Origin of the sequence: Streptomyces fuscichromogenes (assembly GCF_014645815.1) — a bacterium.
Classification (GTDB): domain Bacteria; phylum Actinomycetota; class Actinomycetes; order Streptomycetales; family Streptomycetaceae; genus Streptomyces; species Streptomyces fuscichromogenes.
The window spans coordinates 249801-272380 of the sequence record NZ_BMML01000010.1 but is presented as its reverse complement, the minus strand read 5'-3'; the positions used below and the strand labels follow the sequence as shown (position 1 = coordinate 272380).

Annotated in this window: 17 protein-coding genes; 8 read left to right on the top strand and 9 right to left on the bottom strand. The window is 70.5% G+C overall.

Annotation, left to right across the window (positions count from 1 at the left end; translation table 11 throughout):
- The first annotated feature begins 47 nt into the window (after positions 1–47).
- The 4 genes from IEZ11_RS23525 (at position 48) to mshC (ending at position 3529) form a co-directional block, all read left to right on the top strand.
- Entirely contained in the window at positions 48–734 is a 687-nt protein-coding gene (locus tag IEZ11_RS23525; RefSeq protein ID WP_189264822.1) for a histidine phosphatase family protein, read from the top strand.
- 103 nt (positions 735–837) lie between these two features.
- The gene (locus IEZ11_RS23520; RefSeq protein WP_189264821.1) at positions 838–1428 is read left to right on the top strand and encodes a DUF3090 domain-containing protein; all 591 of its coding nucleotides are present in this window, start codon (positions 838–840) and stop codon (positions 1426–1428) included.
- Entirely contained in the window at positions 1392–2207 is an 816-nt protein-coding gene (locus tag IEZ11_RS23515; RefSeq protein ID WP_189264820.1) for an SCO1664 family protein, read from the top strand. The genes IEZ11_RS23520 and IEZ11_RS23515 overlap by 37 nt, the downstream gene beginning before the upstream one ends.
- Positions 2208–2299: 92 nt before the next feature.
- The gene (gene mshC / locus IEZ11_RS23510) at positions 2300–3529 is read left to right on the top strand and encodes a cysteine--1-D-myo-inosityl 2-amino-2-deoxy-alpha-D-glucopyranoside ligase (protein ID WP_189264819.1); all 1230 of its coding nucleotides are present in this window, start codon (positions 2300–2302) and stop codon (positions 3527–3529) included.
- A gap of 251 nt (positions 3530–3780) precedes the next feature.
- Here the strand turns inward: mshC and IEZ11_RS23505 are convergent, their stop codons facing one another.
- From IEZ11_RS23505 to IEZ11_RS23480, 6 genes are all read right to left on the bottom strand, one after another.
- Positions 3781–4830 (bottom strand): PAC2 family protein, encoded by a 1050-nt coding sequence (locus tag IEZ11_RS23505; RefSeq protein WP_189264818.1) that lies wholly within the window; start codon positions 4828–4830, stop codon positions 3781–3783.
- Positions 4831–4981: 151 nt separating this feature from the next.
- Positions 4982–5653: a FadR/GntR family transcriptional regulator gene (locus tag IEZ11_RS23500; RefSeq protein ID WP_189264817.1), complete on the bottom strand. Its 672-nt coding sequence runs from the start codon at positions 5651–5653 to the stop codon at positions 4982–4984.
- A 311-nt stretch (positions 5654–5964) separates the two neighbouring features.
- On the bottom strand, positions 5965–7581 hold the full coding sequence (locus IEZ11_RS23495) for a glycerol-3-phosphate dehydrogenase/oxidase (protein WP_189264816.1): 1617 nt from the start codon (positions 7579–7581) through the stop codon (positions 5965–5967).
- Positions 7582–7634: 53 nt separating this feature from the next.
- Entirely contained in the window at positions 7635–9176 is a 1542-nt protein-coding gene (gene glpK / locus IEZ11_RS23490) for a glycerol kinase GlpK (protein WP_189264815.1), read from the bottom strand.
- Between the two features lie 66 nt (positions 9177–9242).
- A complete protein-coding gene (locus tag IEZ11_RS23485; RefSeq protein WP_189264814.1) occupies positions 9243–10037 on the bottom strand; it encodes an MIP/aquaporin family protein in 795 nt (264 codons plus the stop codon).
- 374 nt (positions 10038–10411) lie between these two features.
- Positions 10412–11176, bottom strand: coding sequence for an IclR family transcriptional regulator (locus IEZ11_RS23480; protein ID WP_189264813.1), 765 nt, complete (start codon positions 11174–11176; stop codon positions 10412–10414).
- A 360-nt stretch (positions 11177–11536) separates the two neighbouring features.
- On the opposite strand from IEZ11_RS23480, the gene metH reads away from it, so the two are divergent.
- From metH to IEZ11_RS23465, 3 genes are all read left to right on the top strand, one after another.
- Positions 11537–15052 carry a methionine synthase gene (gene metH / locus IEZ11_RS23475; protein ID WP_189264812.1) on the top strand — a complete coding sequence of 1172 codons (3516 nt, stop codon included), beginning with the start codon at positions 11537–11539 and terminating at the stop codon, positions 15050–15052.
- Between the two features lie 127 nt (positions 15053–15179).
- Positions 15180–15881 carry an HAD family hydrolase gene (locus IEZ11_RS23470; RefSeq protein ID WP_189264811.1) on the top strand — a complete coding sequence of 234 codons (702 nt, stop codon included), beginning with the start codon at positions 15180–15182 and terminating at the stop codon, positions 15879–15881.
- Positions 15882–16305: 424 nt separating this feature from the next.
- Entirely contained in the window at positions 16306–17910 is a 1605-nt protein-coding gene (locus tag IEZ11_RS23465; protein ID WP_189264810.1) for an ABC transporter substrate-binding protein, read from the top strand.
- Between the two features lie 82 nt (positions 17911–17992).
- Here the strand turns inward: IEZ11_RS23465 and IEZ11_RS23460 are convergent, their stop codons facing one another.
- The gene (locus IEZ11_RS23460; protein WP_030608351.1) at positions 17993–18664 is read right to left on the bottom strand and encodes a response regulator; all 672 of its coding nucleotides are present in this window, start codon (positions 18662–18664) and stop codon (positions 17993–17995) included.
- Positions 18665–18679: 15 nt separating this feature from the next.
- Entirely contained in the window at positions 18680–19621 is a 942-nt protein-coding gene (locus tag IEZ11_RS23455) for a RecB family exonuclease (RefSeq protein WP_229713300.1), read from the bottom strand.
- Between the two features lie 140 nt (positions 19622–19761).
- On the opposite strand from IEZ11_RS23455, the gene IEZ11_RS23450 reads away from it, so the two are divergent.
- Positions 19762–21366 (top strand): site-2 protease family protein, encoded by a 1605-nt coding sequence (locus IEZ11_RS23450; RefSeq protein WP_189264809.1) that lies wholly within the window; start codon positions 19762–19764, stop codon positions 21364–21366.
- A gap of 126 nt (positions 21367–21492) precedes the next feature.
- Here IEZ11_RS23450 and IEZ11_RS23445 read toward each other — a convergent pair whose 3' ends face one another.
- Positions 21493–22560 carry a sugar ABC transporter substrate-binding protein gene (locus IEZ11_RS23445; protein WP_189264808.1) on the bottom strand — a complete coding sequence of 356 codons (1068 nt, stop codon included), beginning with the start codon at positions 22558–22560 and terminating at the stop codon, positions 21493–21495.
- Positions 22561–22580 lie beyond the last annotated feature (20 nt).

The following is a 22580-nucleotide window of genomic DNA, read 5'->3' as shown; positions in this document are numbered from 1 at the left end:
GTCGCCCGCCCACCGGCGCACGTCGGCGTGCGCCTACCCTGGGCCGCATGCCCACGCTGATCCTCGTAAGGCACGGACGGTCCACCGCCAACACCTCCGGTGTGCTCGCCGGCTGGACGCCGGGCGTCGCTCTGGACGAGCGCGGAGCCGCCCAGGCCGCCGCACTGCCCGGCCGGCTCGCCGGGCTGCCGATCTCCGAGCTGGTCACCAGCCCGCTGCAGCGCTGCCAGGAGACGGTCCGCCCGCTGCTCGACGCCCGCCCCGGGCTCACCCCCCACACCGACGAGCGGATCGGGGAGGCCCACTACGGCGACTGGTCCGGCCGCAAGCTCGCCGAGCTCGCGGACGAGCCGCTGATGGAGGTCGTCCAGGCCCATCCGTCGGCGGCCGCGTTCCCCGGCGGCGAGTCCATGCGGGCCATGCAGACCCGCGCCGCCGAGGCGGTACGGGAGTGGAACGCGCGCGTGGAGCGCGACCACGGCTCGGACGCCGTCTATCTCATGTGCTCGCACGGTGACATCATCAAGTCGCTCGTCGCGGACGCGCTCGGGCTGCACCTCGACCTCTTCCAGCGGATCTCCGTCGAACCGTGTTCGATCACCGCGATCCGCTACACCCGCCTCAGGCCGTTTCTCGTTCGTCTCGGGGACACCGGGGATTTCGCCTCCCTCGCCCCCCGTGAGGAACCTCCCGGGGAAGACGCCCCGGTCGGTGGCGGCGCCGGCGCGCCGTGATCGTCAGCCGCAGTAGGGTGAAGCGATCCACGTAAGCGGCCCCACCGGCCGTGTCGTCGCCCTCCCCATGCCACGCACTCTCGATTCCCATGGAGATCAGGACGTGTCCCGTCAGGTGTTCCTCTACGATCCGCCGGACCGCTTCGTCGCGGGCACGGTCGGACTGCCCGGACGCCGTACGTTCTTCCTCCAGGCCACGGCCGGCCCCCGGACGACCAGCGTGGCCCTGGAGAAGACCCAGGTCGCCGCGCTCGCCGAACGCATGGACGAACTCCTCGACGAGGTCGTACGACGCAGCGGCGGCAACGCGGCCGTGCCCGCCGTCGTGCCCGCCGAGATCAGCGACAGCGCCCCCCTCGACACCCCCATCGAGGAGGAGTTCCGCGTCGGCACCATGGCGCTCGCCTGGGACGGCGAGGAAGAGCGCATGGTCGTCGAGGCGCAGGCCCTCGTGGAGCTGGACGCCGACTCCGAGGAGGACCTCGCCGAGGCCGAGGAACGGCTCCTCCAGGACGAGGAGAACGGGCCCCCGATGCTGCGGGTCCGGCTGACCGGCGCGCAGGCCAGAGCCTTCTGCAAGCGCGCCCTCGACGTCGTCAACGCCGGGCGGCCGCCGTGCCCGCTGTGCAGCCTCCCGCTCGACCCGGAAGGACACGTATGTCCGCGCCAGAACGGATACCGCCGCGGAGCGTGACCGCCGCCGAGCTGCTCGCCCACGGTGAGCTGAAGGTACGCGGCCGCATCCGCGACGCCTCCAACGCGGCGCTGTTTTGCACGGTCGCGCTCGACGGCGAGGAGGCGTCCTGCGTGTACAAGCCGGTCGCCGGGGAGCGCCCGCTGTGGGACTTCCCCGACGGCACCCTGGCCCAGCGCGAGGTGGCCGCCTACGAGGTCGCCGCGGCCACCGGCTGGGACCTGGTCCCGCCCACCGTGCTGCGCGACGGGCCGTACGGCGAGGGCATGGTCCAGCTGTGGATCGACGTCGACCCGGACGGCGGCGAACTCCTCGCCCTGGTGGACGCCGAGGAGCCCGAGCCCGGCTGGAAGGCCATCGGGTTCGCCGAGGTCGGCGAGGGCAGGACCGCGCTGCTGGTGCACGCCGACGACGAACGGCTGCGCCGGCTCGCCGTCCTCGACGCGGTGATCAACAACGCCGACCGCAAGGGCGGCCACCTGCTGCCCACCGCCGACGGCCGGCTCTACGGCATCGACCACGGCGTCACCTTCAACGCCGACAACAAGCTGCGCACCCTGCTGTGGGGCTGGGCGGGGGAGAACCTGACCGGCGAGGCCGTGGAGGTGCTCGGGGGCCTGCGCGAGGCCCTCGGCGGGGCGCTGGGGACCCGGCTGGCCCAACTGGTCACCGCGGCCGAGCTGGACGCCACACGCGCGCGCGTGGAGACGTTGCTCACCACCGGGAAGCACCCGGAGCCGACCGGTGAGTGGCCGGCCATCCCCTGGCCACCGGTATAGCGCCCACCAGCACATTCCGTCCCGGAGATCAAGAGCGCCTTCCCGGCCGTCCGGTTCGTATACCGAACTCGGGTCCGGTTACGCTCATGTACATGCATGCCTGGCCCGCTTCCGAGGTCCCCGCCCTGCCTGGTCAGGGCCGCGACCTGAGGATCCACGACACCGCGACCGGTGGTCTGGTCACTCTTGACCCCGGTCCCGTCGCCCGTATCTACGTCTGCGGCATCACGCCGTACGACGCGACCCACATGGGGCACGCGGCGACCTACAACGCGTTCGACCTGGTTCAGCGCGTGTGGCTCGACACCAAGCGCCAGGTGCACTACGTCCAGAACGTGACGGACGTCGACGACCCGCTCCTGGAGCGCGCGGAGCGCGACGGCGTCGACTGGGTCGCCCTTGCCGAGCAGGAGACGACCCTCTTCCGCGAGGACATGACCGCGCTGCGGATGCTGCCGCCGCGGCACTACATAGGCGCGGTCGAGGCGATACCCGGCATCGTGCCGCTGGTCGAACGGCTGCGCGAGCTCGGTGCCGCCTACGAACTCGAAGGCGACATCTACTTCTCGGTCGGGTCCGACCCCCACTTCGGCAAGGTCTCGAACCTCGACGCGGCCGCGATGCGGCTGCTGTCCGCCGAGCGCGGCGGCGACCCCGACCGCCCCGGCAAGAAGAACCCGCTCGACCCGATGCTGTGGATGGCCGCCCGCGAGGGCGAACCCAGCTGGGACGGCGGCTCCCTCGGCCGCGGCCGCCCCGGCTGGCACATCGAGTGCGTGGCCATCGCCCTCGACCACCTCGGCATGACCTTCGACGTCCAGGGCGGCGGATCCGACCTGGCCTTCCCGCACCACGAGATGGGCGCCTCGCACGCCCAGGTGCTCACCGGCGAGTTCCCGATGGCCAAGGCGTACGTCCACGCCGGCATGGTCGCCCTCGACGGCGAGAAGATGTCCAAGTCCAGGGGCAACCTGGTCTTCGTCTCCCGGCTCCGCAAGGACGGCGTCGACCCCGCCGCCATCCGTCTCGCGCTGCTGTCCCACCACTACCGCGCCGACTGGGAGTGGACCGACCAGGTCCTGGCCGACGCGGTGGCCCGTCTGGACCGCTGGCGTGCGGCGGTCTCCCGCCCGGACGGCCCGCCCGCCGAGTCCCTGGTGGAGGAGATCCGCGAGGCCCTGAGCAACGACCTGGACGCTCCGGCCGCGCTGGCGGCGGTGGACCGCTGGGCGGCGCTGCAGCAGGCGCGGGGCGGTACGGACACGGGCGCACCCGGGGTCGTGTCGAGAGCGGTGGACGCCCTGCTGGGCGTGGCCCTCTAGGAAGCGTCGCCCCCGCGCACCCTGTCTTTCAGGTCTTCAGGTCTTCAGGTCTTCAGGCCTTTGGGGGCGCGGGGAACTGCGCGAGCGGCCACGACACACCCGCGGACCACTCTCGACGCGCACTCCGCAACGTCGAGTCCCGGTCGATCCCCCGACGCGGAAGGGGCGGCACGCAGCGTGCGTACCGCCCCTGTTCCGTCCCCGGACCCGGTCCCGGATCCTGCGGGAACCGGCCCGGTTCCGGCCCGGACTCAGTCCTCGGAGGTGTCTTCGGGGGTGTCCTCGCCGTCCTGGCCGGGGTTCCCGGTGTCACCGGATTCGCCGGTGTCCGCGGAATCCTCCGTGGTCCCTGGCGTGTCGGGCTTCGGCGGCCGGGGCGGCCGGGTGCGGCCGGCGGGGCTGTCCCGCAGGTACGACGTGCTGTCGCTGCCGTCCGCCGTGGCGTGCCCGCCGGGCGGGTTCACGTCCCGGCGCCGCAGATAGCGCTCGAACTCACGGGCGATCGCCTCGCCCGACGCCTCCGGCAGCTCGGCGGTGTCCCGGGCCTCCTCCAGCGTCTGCACGTACTCGGCGACCTCGCTGTCCTCCGCGGCCAGCTGGTCCACCCCGACCTGCCAGGCGCGCGCGTCCTCGGGCAGCTCGCCCAGCGGGATCCGCAGGTCGAGCAGGTCCTCCAGGCGGTTCAGCAGCGCCAGCGTGGCCTTCGGGTTGGGCGGCTGGGAGACGTAGTGCGGGACGGCCGCCCAGAGCGAGACCGCCGGGACGCCCGCGTGCGTGCACGCCTCCTGGAGGACGCCGACGATGCCCGTCGGGCCCTCGTACTTGGTCTCCTCCAGGTCCATCCGCTGGGCCAGGTCCGGGTCCGACGTCACCCCGCTGACCGGCACCGGACGCGTGTGCGGGGTGTCACCGAGCAGCGCGCCCAGGACGACCACCAGCTCCACGCCCAGCTCATGGGCGAAACCGAGCAGCTCGTTGCAGAACGAGCGCCAGCGCATGGACGGCTCGATGCCTCTGACCAGCACCAGGTCACGCGGCTTCTCGCCGCCGACCCGGACCACCGACAACCGCGTCGTCGGCCAGGTGATCTTGCGCACACCGGCGTCCATCCACACCGTGGGGCGGTTCACCTGGAAGTCGTAGTAGTCCTCGGCGTCGAGCGCCGCGAACACCTCGCCCTTCCACTCCCGCTCCAGATGCGCGACCGCGGTGGAGGCGGCGTCACCGGCATCGTTCCAGCCCTCGAACGCGGCCACCATGACTGGGTCGATCAGCTCGGGGACCCCCTCCAGCTCGATCACCCAGTGCCTCCTTCCGACGTGCCCTCGCGTACGCCCCAACCTTACGGCGTGAGACGGGGGCGCCCGCAGCCCCCTTGCACGGGGGAGTGAACGGATCACTGCCCCGTTCGCAGCCCTCGAACACCCCTGGCCCGGGAAGCCGGCAAGCGCTTCACAGGCTGCTGCGCAGCCACTGCTCCACGCTCGCGATGTGCACGGTCGCCCAGGACCTGGCCGCCTCCGCGTCCCGGTCGCGCAGCGCGGCCAGGATCGCCCGGTGCTCGCGCAGGGTCCGGGCGACCGCGTCCTCCTGGGTCAGGCCGCGCCAGATCCGGGCCCTGGTGGTCGGCCCCGACAGCCCGTCAAGGAGCGAGCACAGCACCGAGTTTCCCGAGCTCTGCACGATGCCCCGGTGGAACTCCAGGTCACAGGCGACCAGTTCCTCCACCGAGGGCGCGGCGCCGAGCGCGTCCAACTGGGCGGACAGCGCGTCCAGTTGCTGCTCGCTGATCCGGGAGGCGGCCATCGCGGTCGCGGCCGGCTCCAGGATCCGGCGCACCGCGAGGAACTCCAGGACCGTGTCGTCGCGGTGGAAGTCGACGACGAAGCTCATCGCCTCCAGGAGCAACTGCGGGTCCAGACTGGTGACATACGTGCCGTCGCCCTGCCGGACGTCCAGGATCCGGATCAGCGACAGGGCCCGCACCGCCTCCCGCAGCGAGTTGCGGGACAGGCCCAGTTCGGCGGCCAGTTCGCTCTCCTTGGGCAACCGGTCGCCGGGGCGCAGCGCACCGGAGACGATCATGTCCTTGATCTTCTCGATCGCCTCGTCGGTGACTGCCATCCCGGCCTCCCTGTCGCCCAGACATCCGATGTCTCAGCTCCATTATGCGGCCTGACCAGGCCGTGTCAGCCGATGGCCCACCGGCTACCCGAAGGGCCTGTCACCCCGCTCCCCGGCCGGTTCGCCGGGTGCCTCACGGGGGCGCGGCGGGGCGTCGGCCGAAGCGGCGGCGGGGCGGCTCCCCAGGGGATGGGGAGCCGCCCCTTCTTGCCTGCCCGTCCCCGGTACGGCGGGGCCGGGTCTTCAGCGGTTGCCGGTTCGGTCAGGGGAGGACCCGGCAACCGCCTGTTCCTCGTGTCACTTCCTGAGTGTCACTTCTTGTCGAGCAGGTCCTGGACCCTGGCCCTGACGTCGTCCGTGGCCAGGCCGCGGATCGTCAGGGTGGTACGGCGGCGCAGCACGTCGTCCGTGGTCTCGGCCCACTCGTGGTCGCGGGCCCAGACGACCTGCGCCCAGATCTCCGGGGCGTCCGGGTGGACGCGCTCGGCGAGCTGCGGGTCCTCGTTGGCGATCCGGGCGATGTCGAAGGCCAGCGAGCCGTAGTGGGTGGCCAGGTGCTTGGCCGTGTCGGCGGCCATCCGCGGGCCGGGCGCCGGGCCGTCCACCAGCAGGCGGTGGGCGACGGCACGGGGGTTGGCGACGCCGGGCAGCGGCAGCTTCTTCGGCAGCGAGGCGATCGGCTCGAAGTCGTCGCCGAGCGGGTGGCCCGGCAGCGCCTCCAGCTTCTCCATCACGGTGCGGCCGATGTGCCGGAAGGTGGTCCACTTGCCGCCCGCGACGGACAGCATGCCGCCCCGGCCCTCGGTGACCACGGTCTCCCGCTTGGCCTTGGCGGTGCTGCCGGGGCCGCCGGGCAGCACCCGCAGGCCGGCGAAGGCGTAGGTGATCAGGTCGCGCCGGAGCTGCTGGTCCCGGACGGAGAACGCGGCCTCGTCCAGGATCTGGGCTATGTCCTTCTCGGTGACGGACACCTCCGCCGGGTCGCCCTCGTACTCCTCGTCGGTGGTGCCGAGCAGCAGCATGTCCTCCCAGGGGAGGGCGAAGGTGATGCGGTACTTGTCGATGGGAGTGGCGAGCGCGGCCTTCCACGGCGCGGTCCGCTTCAGGACCAGGTGCGCGCCCTTGGAGAGGCGGATGGAGGGGGCCGCGTTCGGGTCCTCCATCTTGCGCAGGTGGTCGACCCAGGGGCCGGTGGCGTTGAGCACCAGCCGGGCGTTGACGCCGAACTCCTCGCCGGAGACCGCGTCCTTCAGGTCGGCGCCGGTGACCCGGCCCCTGGTGAAGCGCAGGCCGGTGACCTGGGCGTGGTTCAGGACGACCGCACCCGCCTCGACGGCCGCGCGGACCGTCATCAGCGCCATGCGGGCGTCGTTCATCTGGTCGTCGCCGTACACCGCGACGGCCTTGAGGTTCTCGGTGCGCAGCTCGGGCACGTCCTGCGCCGCCTTGGCGGGGGAGAGCAGGTGGCCGACGCCGTCACCGAACGCGGAGAGCGCGGAGTAGGCGAAGACGCCCGCCCCGAGCTTCGCCGCGCCGTGCGGACCGCCCTTGTACACGGGGAGGTAGAACGTGAGCGGGTTCGCCAGGTGGGGGGCCACCTGGCGGGAGACCGCACGGCGCTCGAAGTGGTTCTCCGCCACCAGCTTCACCGCGCCGGTCTGCAGGTAGCGCAGACCGCCGTGGAGGAGCTTGGAGGAGGCGGAGGAGGTGGCGCCGGCGAAGTCGCCGGCGTCGACCAGTGCCACCCGCAGCCCGGACTGCGCGGCGTGCCAGGCGGTGGAGATGCCCAGGATGCCGCCGCCGATCACGAGAAGGTCGTACGACGCCTTGGAGAGCTGCTCCCTGGTCTCGGCGCGGCTCGGGAGCGAGCCGGAGGCCGGGTGCGTTCCCAGGGCAGGCACGGACTGCTGGGTGGACTGACTGGTCATGTGGGGTTCTTACTCCTCGTCAGAGCTCGATCGTGAGAGCGTGCGCGCTCTCGTCAGCTCTCGTCGTCGTCGATCCAGCCCATGGTCCGGTCGACGGCCTTGAGCCAGTTCTTGTACTCACGGTCGCGGGTCTCCGCGTCCATGCGGGGGGTCCATTCGGCGGCCCGGCGCCAGTTGGCGCGCAGTTCGTCGGTGCTGGACCAGAAGCCGACGGCGAGGCCGGCGGCGTAGGCGGCGCCGAGGCAGGTGGTCTCGGCGACCATCGGGCGCACCACGGGTGCGTCGAGGACGTCGGCGAGCTGCTGCATCAGCAGGTTGTTGGCGGTCATACCGCCGTCGACCTTGAGGGCCACCAGCTCGTCGCCGGAGTCCTTCACCATGGCGTCCGCGATCTCGCGGGTCTGCCAGGCGGTGGCCTCCAGGACGGCACGGGCCAGGTGCGCCTTGGTGACGTACCGGGTCAGGCCGGCGATGACACCGCGGGCGTCGGAGCGCCAGTGCGGGGCGAACAGGCCGGAGAAGGCCGGCACGAAGTACGCGCCGCCGTTGTCCTCGACCGAGAGCGCGAGCGTCTCGATCTCGGCCGCGGTCGAGATCAGGCCCATCTGGTCGCGCATCCACTGCACCAGCGAACCGGTGACGGCGATCGAGCCCTCCAGCGCGAACACGGTCGGCTGGTCGCCGATCTTGTAGCCGACCGTGGTCAGCAGGCCCGCGTAGGAGTTGATGATCTTGTCACCGGTGTTCATCACCATGAAGGTGCCGGTGCCGTAGGTGGACTTGACCTCGCCCTCGGAGAAGCAGCACTGGCCGAACAGGGCCGCCTGCTGGTCGCCGAGCGCGGAGGCGACCGGGATGCCGCCGAGCAGGTCGCCGAGCTTGCCGCCGCTGACCTCGCCGTAGACCTCGGCGGAGGAGCGGATCTCGGGCAGGATCTGCAGCGGTACGCCGATCGACTCGGCGATCTTCTCGTCCCACTGCGTGGTGTGCAGGTTCATGAGAAGGGTGCGGGAGGCGTTGGTCACGTCGGTGACGTGCTTGCCGCCGTTGACACCGCCGGTCAGGTTCCAGATGACCCAGGTGTCCATGGTGCCGAAGAGGATGTCGCCCGCCTCGGCGCGCTCCTGGAGGCCGTCGACGTTGTCGAGCAGCCAGCGGGCCTTGGGGCCGGCGAAGTAGGAGGCCAGCGGGAGGCCGGTCTCGCGGCGGAAGCGGTCCTGGCCGACGTTGCGGCCGAGCTCCTTGCAGAGGGCGTCGGTGCGGGTGTCCTGCCAGACGATGGCGTTGTGGACGGGCTCACCGGTGTTCTTGTCCCACAGCACGGTGGTCTCGCGCTGGTTGGTGATGCCGATCGCCTTGATGTCGGCGCTGGTGATGCCGGCCTTCTGGATGGCCCCGGCGACGACTTCCTGGACGTTGGTCCAGATCTCGTTCGCGTTGTGCTCTACCCAGCCCGGCTTCGGGAAGATCTGCTCGTGCTCCTTCTGGTCGACCGAGACGATCCGGCCGTCCTTGTCGAAGACGATGCAGCGGCTGGAGGTCGTGCCCTGGTCGATCGCGGCGATGAAGGGGCCTGCGGTGTGAGCGTCGGTCACTGTGTGCTCCTCGAAGATCCGTGGTGTGTGGCGGTACGTCTGCTGCTTCGGCGAAGCCTGCCTGCTCTAGGCGAAGGCGACGTTGTAGATGCCTGCGGCTATGGCTCCGCCGATCAGCGGGCCGACCACCGGGATCCAGGCGTAGCTCCAGTCGGAACCACCCTTGTTGGGCAGCGGGAGGAGTGCGTGCACGATACGCGGGCCGAGGTCACGGGCCGGGTTGATGGCGTAGCCGGTGGGGCCGCCGAGCGAGAGGCCGATCGACACCACCACGAGCGCGGTGATCAGGCCGCCCAGCACACCGAGGCCGTTGCCCTTGTCGTTGAGGCCCTGGGTGAGGACCGCGAGGATCAGCACGACGGTGCCGATGATCTCCGTGGCGAGGTTCTGCACCGCGTTCCGGATCTCCGGACCCGTGGAGAAGATGCCGAGGACCGGGCCGGCCCCCTTCTCCTGCGCCTCGACGGCCTTGGCCGTGGTGGCCTGCGCGCCCGGACCGCCGACGATCTCCTTGTCGGTCAGGTGCGCCTGGAACTGCCCGTAGTAGGCGACCCACACCAGGGAGGCGCCGATCATCGCGCCGAGCAGCTGTCCGGCGAAGTAGACCGGGACGTTGCTCCAGTCGCTGTTCTTGATGGCGAGAGCGACGGTGACGGCCGGGTTGAGGTGGGCACCGGACAGCGGTCCGGAGATGTAGACGGCCGTCAGGACGGCGAAGCCCCAACCGAAGGCGATGGCGAGCCAGCCGGCGTTACGGGCCTTGGAGGCCTTGAGGGTGACGGCGGCGCAGACGCCGCCGCCGAGCAGGATGAGTATGGCGGTACCGATGGTCTCGCCGATGAAGATGTCGGAGCTGGACACCCGCGACTCCTTTGTCCTTCGTCCAGGGAAGCCGAACCCCGAGTCCCTTCGGGGTGGCGGCGCCCTCGGGGGTGAGAGCGTTGCCGGCCTTTGGCGTTGTCACACTCTAGCGCGTATTGCCGGTAGGTGTTCGACAATGCCGACCGATGGACGGGAGTCTTGCTCCGGCGTTACGCGTGCGTCAAGAGTTCTGTAATCGAAAGCGCGATCGTTATTGATTGCTGTGGGTTATCGATGAGTCGGGTCGTCCGTCAGGTGTCCTGCGATAGCTCCACTGATCTGCACTTTTGCCCTGTTATGTCCATCTCAGGGTACGACTGAGGCCGGTCCGCCGACACGCGAACCGGCCTCGGCCGTCGATCAGTGGCGCGCGGTCAGAACCGGCCCGCGCCCAGGTCCCGCGACACCGCACGGGCGCAGTCCCGCACCGCCGCGATCAGGTCGGGTCGCAACTCCCCGTCCTTGCAGAGCCGTTCCACCGCACCCGTGATGCCCACCGCGCCCACCGGCATGCGGCGGCGGTCGTGGATGGGGGCCGCGACCGAGGCCACGCCCTCCCAGGTCTCCTCCACGTCGGCCGCGTACCCGCGGGCGCGGGTGATGTCGAGGATGTGCTCGAAGGCGTCCAGGTCGCTGGTGGTGCGGTCGGTGAAGGGTTTGCGGTCGGCCTCCAGGGCCTCGCTGTGCGCCACCGGGTCGTACGCCGACAGCACCTTGCCCAGGGCCGTGGAGTGCAGCGGCTGCATGGCGCCGATCTCCAGTACCTGCCGGCTGTCGTCGGGCCGGAAGACGTGGTGCACGATCAGCACGCCCTGCTGGTGGAACACGCCCAGGTAGACGCTCTCCCCGCTGGAGCGGGCCAGGTCGTCCGTCCACACCAGCGCCCGCGCCCGCAGCTCGTGGATGTCCAGGTAGGTGGTGCCGAGCCGGAGCAGCTCGGCGCCCAGCTGGTAGCGCCCCGAGATCTCGTCCTGCTCGACGAACCCCTCCTGCTGGAGGGTGCGCAGTATGCCGTGGGCGGTGCCCTTGGCGAGACCGAGCGACGAGGCGATGTCCGACAGCCCGAGCCGTCGCTCGCCGCCCGCGAGCAGCCGCAGCATCGCGGCCGCCCGTTCGAGCGACTGGATGTTCCGTGCCATCGCCGTTCTGCCTCCGTCCCCTGTGGCCTTCGCTGTCACGCCACCGTAACCAGCGTTCGGCAATGCCGAACACTACCGGTCCATGCCGACTCCCCGCCAATGGTCGGTCGACATCCGTTACTTCACGTGTGGCCCGTGCGTGGCCGTCCGGCCACCCGTGTCCGATCCGCACCATGACCGTTGAGCGGCCAAAACGCCATGGCCGGCGTCATACTGCCCGCCCGCCGCCTCACTCGTCCGCCACATGGACGCCCTGCCCATCCAAGCCCACTCCCGGTTACGCTGTCGCCGTGCGTCACTGTCCGGGCCCGCCCGGGGAAACCGCATAGCCGACAGCCGTCGCATCCAAGGGAGCCCCACATGGCCTCGTTGCCGCCGTCCCCTTCCACCGACAGCCGGACCCGGGTGTCCGAGCTCCGGGAGGCGCTCGCCACACGCGTGGTGGTCGCCGACGGAGCCATGGGCACCATGCTCCAGGCGCAGGACCCCACCCTGGAGGATTTCGAGAATCTCGAAGGCTGCAACGAGATCCTCAACCTCACCCGCCCCGACATCGTCCGCTCCGTCCACGAGGCGTACTTCGCCGTGGGCGTCGACTGTGTCGAGACCAACACCTTCGGGGCGAACCACGCGGCGCTGGCCGAGTACGACATCCCCGAGCGGGTCTTCGAACTCTCCGAGGCGGGTGCCCGCATCGCCCGGGAGACCGCCGACACCTTCCACGCCCGAGACGGCCGGCGGCGCTGGGTCCTGGGCTCCATCGGCCCCGGCACCAAGCTGCCCACCCTCGGCCACGTCGGGTACACCACGATCCGCGACGCCTTCCAGCAGAACGCCGAGGGCCTGATCGCCGGCGGTGCGGACGCGCTGATCGTGGAGACCACCCAGGACCTGCTCCAGACCAAGGCGGCCGTGATCGGCGCCCACCGCGCCCGGGAGATCGCCGGCCTGGACGTCCCGGTCATCGTCTCCGTCACCGTGGAGACCACCGGCACCATGCTGCTCGGCTCCGAGATCGGCGCCGCGCTCACCGCGCTGGAGCCGCTCGGCATCGACATGATCGGCATGAACTGCGCCACCGGCCCCGCCGAGATGAGCGAGCACCTGCGCCACCTCTCCCGGCACTCCCGCATCGCGCTGTCCTGCATGCCGAACGCGGGCCTGCCCGTCCTCGGCAAGAACGGCGCCAGCTACCCGCTCAGCCCCGCGGAACTGGCCGACGCCCACGAGACCTTCGTCCGGGACTACGGCCTCTCCCTGATCGGCGGCTGCTGCGGCACCACCCCCGAGCACCTGCGCCAGGTCGTCGAGCGGGTCCGCGGCGTCACCCCGCCCGAGCGCAGCCCGCGCCCCGAGCCCGGCGCCGCCTCCCTCTACCAGACGGTCCCGTTCCGCCAGGACACCTCCTACCTGGCCATCGGCGAGCGCACCAACGCCAACGGGTCCAAGAAGTTCCGCGAGGCCATGCTGGAGGCCCGCTGGGACGACTGCGTGGAGATGGCCCGCGAGCAGATCCGCGAGGGCGCCCACATGCTGGACCTCTGCGTGGACTACGTCGGCCGGGACGGCGTCGCCGACATGGAGGAACTGGCCGGCCGCTTCGCGACGGCCTCCACGCTGCCGATCGTCCTGGACTCCACCGAGGTCGACGTCATCCGGGCCGGTCTGGAGAAGCTCGGCGGCCGCGCGGTCATCAACTCCGTCAACTACGAGGACGGCGACGGCCCCGAGTCCCGCTTCGCCAAGGTCACCACGCTGGCGCGCGAGCACGGCGCCGCGCTGATCGCGCTGACCATCGACGAGGAGGGCCAGGCCCGCACCCCCGAGAAGAAGGTCGAGATCGCCGAACGGCTGATCGACGACCTGACCGGGAACTGGGGCATCCACGAGTCGGACATCCTCATCGACACCCTGACCTTCACCATCTGTACCGGTCAGGAGGAGTCCCGGGGGGACGGCGTCGCCACCATCGAGGCGATCCGCGAGCTCAAGCGCCGTCACCCGGACGTGCAGACCACCCTCGGTCTGTCCAACATCTCCTTCGGCCTCAACCCGGCCGCCCGCATCCTGCTGAACTCGGTCTTCCTCGACGAGTGCGTCAAGGCGGGCCTGGACTCGGCGATCGTGCACGCGAGCAAGATCCTCCCGATCGCCCGTTTCAACGAGGAGGAGGTGCGGACCGCCCTCGACCTCATCCACGACCGCCGTGCCGAGGGCTACGACCCGCTCCAGAAGCTGATGGCCCTGTTCGAGGGCGCCACCGCCAAGTCCCTGAAGGCCGGCCGCGCCGAGGAACTGGCCGCCCTGCCGCTGGAGGAACGCCTCAAGCGGCGGATCATCGACGGCGAGAAGAACGGCCTGGAGGCCGACCTCGACGAGGCCCTGCTGACCCGCCCCGCCCTCGACATCGTCAACGAGACCCTGCTGGACGGCATGAAGGTCGTCGGCGAGCTGTTCGGCTCCGGCCAGATGCAGCTGCCGTTCGTCCTCCAGTCCGCCGAGGTCATGAAGACCGCCGTCGCCCACCTCGAACCGCACATGGAGAAGTCGGACGCCGAGGGCAAGGGCACCATCGTGCTCGCCACCGTGCGCGGCGACGTCCACGACATCGGCAAGAACCTCGTCGACATCATCCTGTCCAACAACGGCTACAACGTCGTCAACCTCGGCATCAAGCAGCCCGTCTCGGCGATCCTGGAAGCCGCCGACGAGCACCGGGCCGACGTCATCGGCATGTCGGGCCTGCTGGTCAAGTCCACGGTGATCATGAAGGAGAACCTGGAGGAGCTCAACCAGCGCGGCCTCGCGGCCACCTACCCGGTCATCCTCGGCGGCGCCGCCCTCACCCGCGCCTATGTCGAGCAGGACCTGCACGAGCTCTACGAGGGTGAGGTCCGCTACGCCCGCGACGCCTTCGAGGGACTGCGCCTGATGGACGCCCTCATCGGCGTCAAGCGCGGGCTGCCCGGCGCCGGCCTGCCGGAGCTCAAGCAGCGCCGGGTGCGGCCGGCCGCCACCGTCGAGGTCGAGGAGCGGCCCGAGGAGGGCCATGTCCGCTCCGACGTCGCCGTCGACAACCCGGTGCCCGCCCCGCCGTTCTGGGACACCCGCGTCATCAAGGGCATCCAGCTCAAGGAGTACGCGAGCTGGCTGGACGAGGGCGCCCTCTTCAAGGGCCAGTGGGGCCTCAAGCAGGCCCGCACCGGCGAGGGACCGTCGTACGAGGAGCTGGTGGAGACCGAGGGCCGCCCCCGGCTGCGCGGCCTGCTCGACCAGCTCCAGACGGAGAACCTGCTGGAGGCGGCCGTGGTCTACGGCTACTTCCGGTGCGTGTCCAAGGACGACGACCTGATCATCCTGGACGAGCAGGGCAACGAGCGCACCCGGTTCACCTTCCCCCGCCAGCGCCGCGGCCGCCGGCTGTGCCTCGCCGACTTCTTCCGCCCGGAGGAGTCGGGGCACACGGACGTGGTCGGCCTCCAGGTCGTCACCGTCGGCTCCCGCATCGGCGAGCAGACCGCCAAGCTCTTCGAGGCCAACTCCTACCGCGACTACCTCGAACTGCACGGCCTGTCCGTGCAGCTGGCCGAGGCACTCGCCGAGTACTGGCACGCGCGGGTGCGCGCCGAGCTGGGCTTCGCCGGCGAGGACCCGGCCGACGTCGAGGACATGTTCGCCCTGAAGTACCGGGGTGCCCGCTTCTCCCTCGGCTACGGCGCCTGCCCGAACCTGGAGGACCGCGCCAAGATCGCCGACCTGCTCCGGCCCGAGCGGATCGGCGTCCACCTCTCCGAGGAGTTCCAGCTGCACCCCGAGCAGTCCACGGACGCGATCGTGATCCACCACCCGGAGGCGAAGTACTTCAACGCCCGATGAGCGCCGCCACGACCCGAGACGTGTCCCACAGAGCGCACTGATCGGATAAGTCGTACACTGGTCGGTCCACAGCAGGCCGGTTCCCCGCATGGGAACCGGCCTGCTCGTCCCTCAAGGAGGTACGTGGATGACCAGCACGGTCCCCGCGCTCGGAACCCGGACGGCGGAGGGCTCGGCCCTCCAGGCGGTCCTCCTCGACATGGACGGCACCCTGGTGGACACCGAGGGCTTCTGGTGGGACGTCGAGGTCGAGATCTTCGCCCGCCTCGGCCACACCCTCGACGAGTCCTGGCGCCATGTCGTGGTCGGCGGCCCCATGACCCGCAGCGCCGGGTTCCTCATCGAGGCCACCGGCGCCGCGATCACGTTCGCCGAGCTCAGCGTGCTCCTCAACGACGGCTTCGAGGAACGCATCGGCGCCGCCCTGCCGCTGATGCCGGGCGCCCAGCGGCTGCTGGCCGAGCTCTACGAGCAGCAGATCCCCACCGCCCTGGTCTCCGCCTCGCACCGGCGCATCATCGACCGCGTCCTGACCTCGCTGGGCCCCCGGCACTTCACCCTGTCCATCGCCGGCGACGAGGTCTCGCGCACCAAGCCCCACCCGGACCCGTATCTGCTCGCCGCCGCCGGGCTGGGGGTGGATCCGGCCAGGTGCGCGGTCGTCGAGGACACCGCGACCGGGGTCGCCGCCGCCGAGGCCGCCGGCTGCCAGGTGGTCGCCGTCCCGTCGGTCGCACCGATCGCCCCGGCCGAGCGGCGTACCGTGGTGACCTCCCTGGAGGAGGTCGACCTGGCTTTTCTGCGCGGCCTGATGACGGAAATGCGCTAGCCGTTCACCCAGCGTGCAAAGTCCATTGGTCGATATCTCGGCGCCGGTCATTCAACGGAATTCGCAACTGTTCAACCGGCTGAATTCCGATACGCCGTCACACAAATACGCGTGTGACGTTCACCACGCGTCAGGAAGCTCGACAACGTTGCCCGATTGTGCCGCCCGCCCCCGTTCGGGGGGAAACGGGGTGACCTTGTGTCCCGATTGGGGAGACGCTGCACTAATCCTGCCCTCGTCGGGTTTTCGGTCTGTCCGCACACGGCTCCCCTGCGTGATGGGCCCTCAACTCGGCCCGCCGCCAACCCTGCTGCGGGCGCGGACTAATCTCGTCGCGAGAACATCGCCGTAACCCCCGTGATCCGCTTCGACACCCCATGTATGCGGGCTACACGGACACGAACAGCTCTGGAGAACTTCGAGCATGAACCGCAAGACTTTGGTGCTGCCGGCCGTGGTCGGCCTGCTCACTCCGGTGCTCGCCGCGTGCGGTGGATCCGGCAGCGGGAGCAGCAGCAGCGACGCGATCGTCGTAGGCACCACTGACCAGTTCACCGCCACGAAGGACGCTCCGGCGCCGGTCGACCCCGCGTACTCCTACGACGTCGGCGGCTGGAACATCCTGCGGCAGACCGTGCAGACGCTCATGTCCCAGCCCAAGGGCGAGGGCGACCCGGTCCCCGACGCGGCCGAGAGCTGCTCCTTCACGGACAGCGGCAGCGAGCGCTACGCCTGCAAGCTGCGGGACGGCCTGAAGTTCTCCGACGGCAACGCCGTCACCGCCGCGGACGTCAAGTGGTCCATCCAGCGCGCCCTGCGGATCAAGGCGGACACCGGCGTCTACGCCCTCCTCTCGAACATCGACACCATCGAGACCCAGGGCGACCGCGAGGTCATCTTCCACCTCAAGAGCGCCGACGCCACCTTCCCGTACAAGCTGTCCACTCCGGTCGCGGGCATCGTGAACCCGAAGGACTACGAGAAGGGCAAGCTCCGCGACGGCTTCGACATCGACGGTTCCGGCCCCTACACCTTCAAGGCCGACGTCAAGGACGACGCGATCGTCTCCGCCACCTTCACCAAGAACCCCAACTACAAGGGGAGCATGGAGGTGAACAACGAGCAGGTCGTCCTGCGTCCCTACAAGGACGCCACCGCCATGGGCGCGGCGATCGACAAGGGCGACATCGACGTGATGACCCGCACCATGTCGCCGGCCCAGATCAACAAGCTCGACGCCGGTGACGACAGCAAGGTCGACCTCGTCGAGATGTCCGGCCTGGAGATCCGCTACCTCGGTTTCAACACCGACGCGCCCTCGGTCAAGTCCAAGGCCGTCCGCCAGGCCATGGCCCAGCTCATCAACCGCGACTCACTCGTCGCCAAGGTGTACGGCTCCCAGGCCGAGCCGCTGTACTCGCTGGTCCCGGCCTCCCTGACCGGCCACTCCAACTCGTTCTTCAACAAGTACGGCGACCCCAGCGTCTCCAAGGCGAAGAACCTGCTGACCGCGGCCAACATCACCACCCCGGTGAAGCTGACCCTGCACTACACGACCGACCACTACGGCCCTGCCACCAAGCAGGAGTTCGAGGTCCTCAAGCAGCAGCTCAACGGCAGCGGCCTGTTCGACGTCAGCATCCAGGGCACCGCCTGGTCGTCGTACCAGACCAACGAGCGCAAGGGCGACTACGACGTCTACGGCATGGGCTGGTTCCCCGACTTCCCGGACGCCGACAACTTCCTCGCGCCGTTCCTCGACAAGGACAACTTCCTCAAGTCGCCCTACAGCAACAGCAGGATCATCAACACGCTGATCCCCGAGTCGCGCCGCGAGGCCGACCGGGCCAACGCCTCCAGCAGCCTCACCGAGATCCAGAACGACGTCGCCGAGGACGTCCCGGTGCTGCCGCTGTGGCAGGGCAAGCAGTACGTCGCCGCCCGCGACGACATCACGGGCGTCGCCTACGCCATCAACTCCTCCGCCAGCCTCCAGCTGTGGGAGCTCGGCCGCGGCTCCGGCAGCTGACGTCCGGACACACCAGGTCGTACGACGGGAAGGGCGCCCCCACTCCATGGAGCGGGGGCGCCCTTCCCGTCGTACACCCGCCTTACTGCGCGCCGGGGCGCACCAGGCCGCTCTCGTACGCGTACACCGCCGCCTGGACCCGGTCCCGCAGCCCCAGCTTGGTCAGCACATGCCCCACGTGCGTCTTCACCGTGGTCTCGCTGACGAACAGGTCGGCGGCGATCTCCGCGTTCGACAGCCCCCGTGCCACCAGCTTCAGCACCTCCACCTCACGGTCGGTGAGGGTGTGCAGGGTGTCCGGCACCGGCTCCTCGCCGGACGGCAGATGCGTCGCGTACTTGTCGAGCAGCCGGCGGGTGATGCTCGGCGCCAGCATCGCCTCGCCGTTCGCCACCACCCGGATCGCCTGCACCAGTTCGTTGGCCGGGGCGTCCTTCAGCAGGAAGCCGCTGGCCCCCGCGCGCAGCGCCTCCACCACGTACTCGTCGAGATCGAACGTGGTCAGCACCAGCACCTTCGCCGGGCCGTCCCGGCCCGGACCGGTGATCTGGCGGGTCGCCTCCACACCGTCCATCCGCGGCATCCGGATGTCCATCAGCACGACATCGGGCTGGAGGGCGCGTACCTGGTCGAGGGCCTGAAGGCCGTCTCCGGCCTCGCCCACGACCGCGATGTCCTGCTCGGCCTCCAGGATCATCCGGAACCCGGTTCGCAGCAGCGGCTGGTCGTCGACCAGTAGGACGCGGATGGCCACGGTGAGTCTCCTTCGCTAGTCCGCGCCCATTCTGCCCTGCGGGAGGTCCCCGGACTCCGCCGACCTGACCGGCAGCGGGTACGGCGGGGGAGTGCCGCCGAACTCGGGGCAGTGCGCCTGGTGGTCGCACCAGCCGCACAGCTTCGTCGGGCGGGGCCGCCAGTCGCCCGACTCCGTCGCCTCCCGGATCGCCTCCCACAGGGCGAGCAGCTTGCGCTCCACCCGCTGGAGATCGGCGATCACCGGGTCGTAGGTCACCACGTCACCGCTGCCGAGGTACACCAGCTGCAGGCGCCTGGGCACCACGTTCTTCAGCCGCCACACCACCAGCGCGTAGAACTTCATCTGGAACAGCGCGCCCTCGGCGTACTCCGGCCGCGGCGCCTTGCCCGTCTTGTAGTCGACGATCCGCACCTCACCCGTCGGCGCCACGTCGACCCGGTCGATGATCCCGCGCAGGCGCAGCCCCGACTCCAGCTCCGTCTCGACGAACAGCTCCCGCTCCACCGGCTCCAGCCGGACCGGATCCTCCAGCGTGAACCAGCGCTCCACGAGGTGCTCCGCCTCGCCCAGCCAGCGCGCCAGCCGCTCGCCCTGCGGATCCTGCGCGAACAGCTCCCCGAGCTCCGGCCTGGACTCCCGCAGCCGGTCCCACTGGCCCGGGATCAGCGACTTGGCCCGTGGCGCCGTCCGCTCCGCCGCGGGTGCGTCGAAGAGCCGCTCCAGCACCGCGTGCACCAGCGTCCCGCGCGTCGCCGCCTCGCTCGGCTTCTCCGGCAGCCGGTCGATCACCCGGAACCGGTACAGCAGCGGACACTGCATGAAGTCACTGGCCCGCGAGGGCGACAGCGAGGCGGGCGGCCCGGCCGCCCTACCCGCCACCGCCGTGACCGGCCCTTCTCCCTGCGCGGCGACCGCGCCCCGAGCCTGCGCGGCGTCGTCGATGCTGCTGTCCATGACCACAGACCATACGGCCCGCCACTGACAGTCACCCAACCCGCGCGTCGGCCCGGCCAACACAGGGGGTGCCGGGGCGGAACACGTCACGACGGCCGCATACCATCGACCAGAGACGACGCATCTAACGAGGGGACACCGTGGACGTGAGCGGCGGCAGCGGGCAGCCCCGGTCGGACAACGCCGAACCGACCGAGCACCGCGCGGGTCCTACGGCCCCGCCCACCGACCGGGCCGAACCGCCGCAGCGAACCCCCGGCGAGGAACCTGCGGCGCCGGAAGCGAAGGAAGCGAAGGAAGCGCCGGAAGCGCCGGAAGCGCCGGAGACCTCGGTGGCGCGGGACCCGCAGGCGCCGAAGGCCACGGAAGCGGCGAAGACCACGGAAGCGCCGCAGGCCACGGAAGCGCCGGAGCCGGCGCCCGTACCACGCACCGAGCCCGAGCCCGTCACCGAGGCCCGCAGGGACTCGCCCGCCGCGGCTCCCGATGTACCCGCGGCTCCCGATGGACCCGGAGCACCCGGTGAAGGCGACGGGCCGGTCCGGACGCCGTCCGCCGGTATGGCCAAGGGGCAGCCCCCGCAGCGGCCCAAGGAACCCGGCGGCGGGCTGCTCATGGGCCGGCCCTTCGGCGTCCCGGTGTACGTCGCCCCCAGCTGGTTCGTCGTCGCCGCGCTGATCACCTGGGTCTTCGGCGGCCAGCTCGACCGCGTGCTGCCCGAGCTCGGCGCCGCCCGCTACCTCGTCTCCCTCTTCTTCGCCATCGCCTTCTACGCCTCCGTCCTGGTGCACGAACTCGCCCACACGGTCGCCGCGATCCGCTTCAAGCTGCCCGTCCGCCGCATCCAGCTCCAGTTCTTCGGCGGCGTCTCCGAGATCGAGAAGGAGGCCGAGACCCCCGGCCGGGAGTTCGTGCTGGCCTTCGTCGGCCCGCTGCTCTCCCTCGTCCTGTCCGGCCTCTTCTACCTCGCCATGCAGCCCGTCGAGCCCGGCACCGTCGCCGGTGTCCTGCTGGCCGGCCTGATGGTCTCCAACCTCATCGTCGCGGCCTTCAACCTGCTGCCCGGCCTGCCCCTCGACGGCGGCCGGATGCTCCGCGCCGTCGTCTGGAAGATCACCGGCAGGCCCATGAGCGGCACCGTCGCCGCCGCCTGGGTCGGCCGCGCCCTCGCCGTCTCCGTCCTCATCGGCCTCCCGCTGCTCAACCACTGGGGCGCCTTCGGCGGTGGCGCCGAGAACAGCAACGGCATGGACGCCGTCACCGACGCCCTGCTCGCCGCCATCCTCGCCGCGATCATCTGGACCGGCGCCGGCAACAGCCTGCGCATGGCCCGGCTCCGCGAACACCTCCCGGAACTGCGCGCCCGCACCCTCACCCGCCGCGCCGTCCCGGTCGAGAACGACACCCCGCTGTCCGAGGCCCTGCGCCGGGCCAACGCCGCCGGTGCCCGCGCCCTGGTCGTCGTCGACGCCGACGGCAACCCCCTCTCCCTCGTCCGTGAGGCCGCGATCGTCGGCGTACCCGAACACCGCCGCCCCTGGGTCGCCGTCAGCGGCCTCGCCCAGGACCTCACCGACGGCATGCGCATCTCCGCGGAGCTCGCGGGCGAGGAGCTCCTCGACGTCCTGCGCGCCACCCCCGCCACCGAGTACCTGGTGGTCGAGGAGACCGGCGAGATCTACGGCGTGCTGTCCGCGGCGGACGTCGAGCGAGCCTTCGTCAGGGCCATGGCCCGGCCCAGCTGAGCCCCCCACTTCGGCTCGGTCGCCTCCTGGACAGGACCGGGCAGCGAGCACATGCACAAGGACAACCGAGACGCCGGTCAGCCGGCGAGTCAGGCCTCCGGGCGATGCCACGGCCCGTCCGCACCGTCAGCCGAGACTGTTGCCCCACAGGGACGTGTCGGTGCTCCGGAGGCTGGGGACGCCGCCATAGGTGCCGCCGTCGGCGGTGACGAGCGGGGCGGAGAGCTGGTCTTCCAGAATTCCGTCGCGGACCCGCACGATGGTGCTCTCGTGGTCGGTCCTGCCGGGTCTGAACGTCTTCCCGTCGATCGCGGCCTTCAGGTAGTACAGGGCGTACTTGGCGTAGAGGTCCACCGGCTGGGACACGGTGGCGTCGATTTCGCCGTCCGAGATGTACCTGAGCTCCCTGGGGATGCCGTCGTTGGAGACGACGAACACGTGCTTCGGGTCCTTCGGGCCGACCAGCAGCCCCTGCTGCCTGAGCACGTGGAGCGTGCTGGAAAGGGCGAAGCTGGCCTGCATGTAGATGCCCTTGATGTCCGGGTGGGCGGTCAGCGCGGTCTGGAGCTTCTGCGCGGCGACGTCCCCGTCCCAGTTGGTGGCCTCTGCGAACACCTTGATGTCCGGGTAGTTCGCCTTCATGCACGTGTTGAACCCTTCGGTGCGATCACGGCTGTTGATCGACGAGAGGTCGCCCTGGAGCATCACGACCTTGCCCTTGCCGCCCAGCTCGGTGCCCAGGTATCTGCATGCCTTCTCGCCGTAGGCGCGGTTGTCGGCGCGGACCACCATGTAGACCTTGCCGGTGTCGGGGCGGGTGTCGATGGTGACGACCGGGATTTTCGCCGCCTGCAACTGCGCCAGGATCGGCGCGATGGCAAACGTGCTCTGCGGGGCCATCGCGATGCCCTCGGCGCCCTGGAGGATGAGTGTCTGCGCGTTGGCGGCGAGCTTGGCGATGTCGTTCTGCGAGTTGGTGGTCCTGAGCGAGAGGCCCAGTTGCCTGGCGTACTCGGGCGTGTACTTGATGTACGCGTTCCAGAAGTCGGTGTCGGAGCGCGGGTAGTCGACGCCCACCAGCGGCTTGCCGCCGCTCGACGTGGCCGTGCTGCCCAGGTCGCCGCTGCACGCGCTGAGCAGCACGAGTGCGAAGAGGGCGGAAGCAGCGGAGCAGAGGACGGGTCTGCGCCTCATCGGTACTTCCTCGCGGTGCG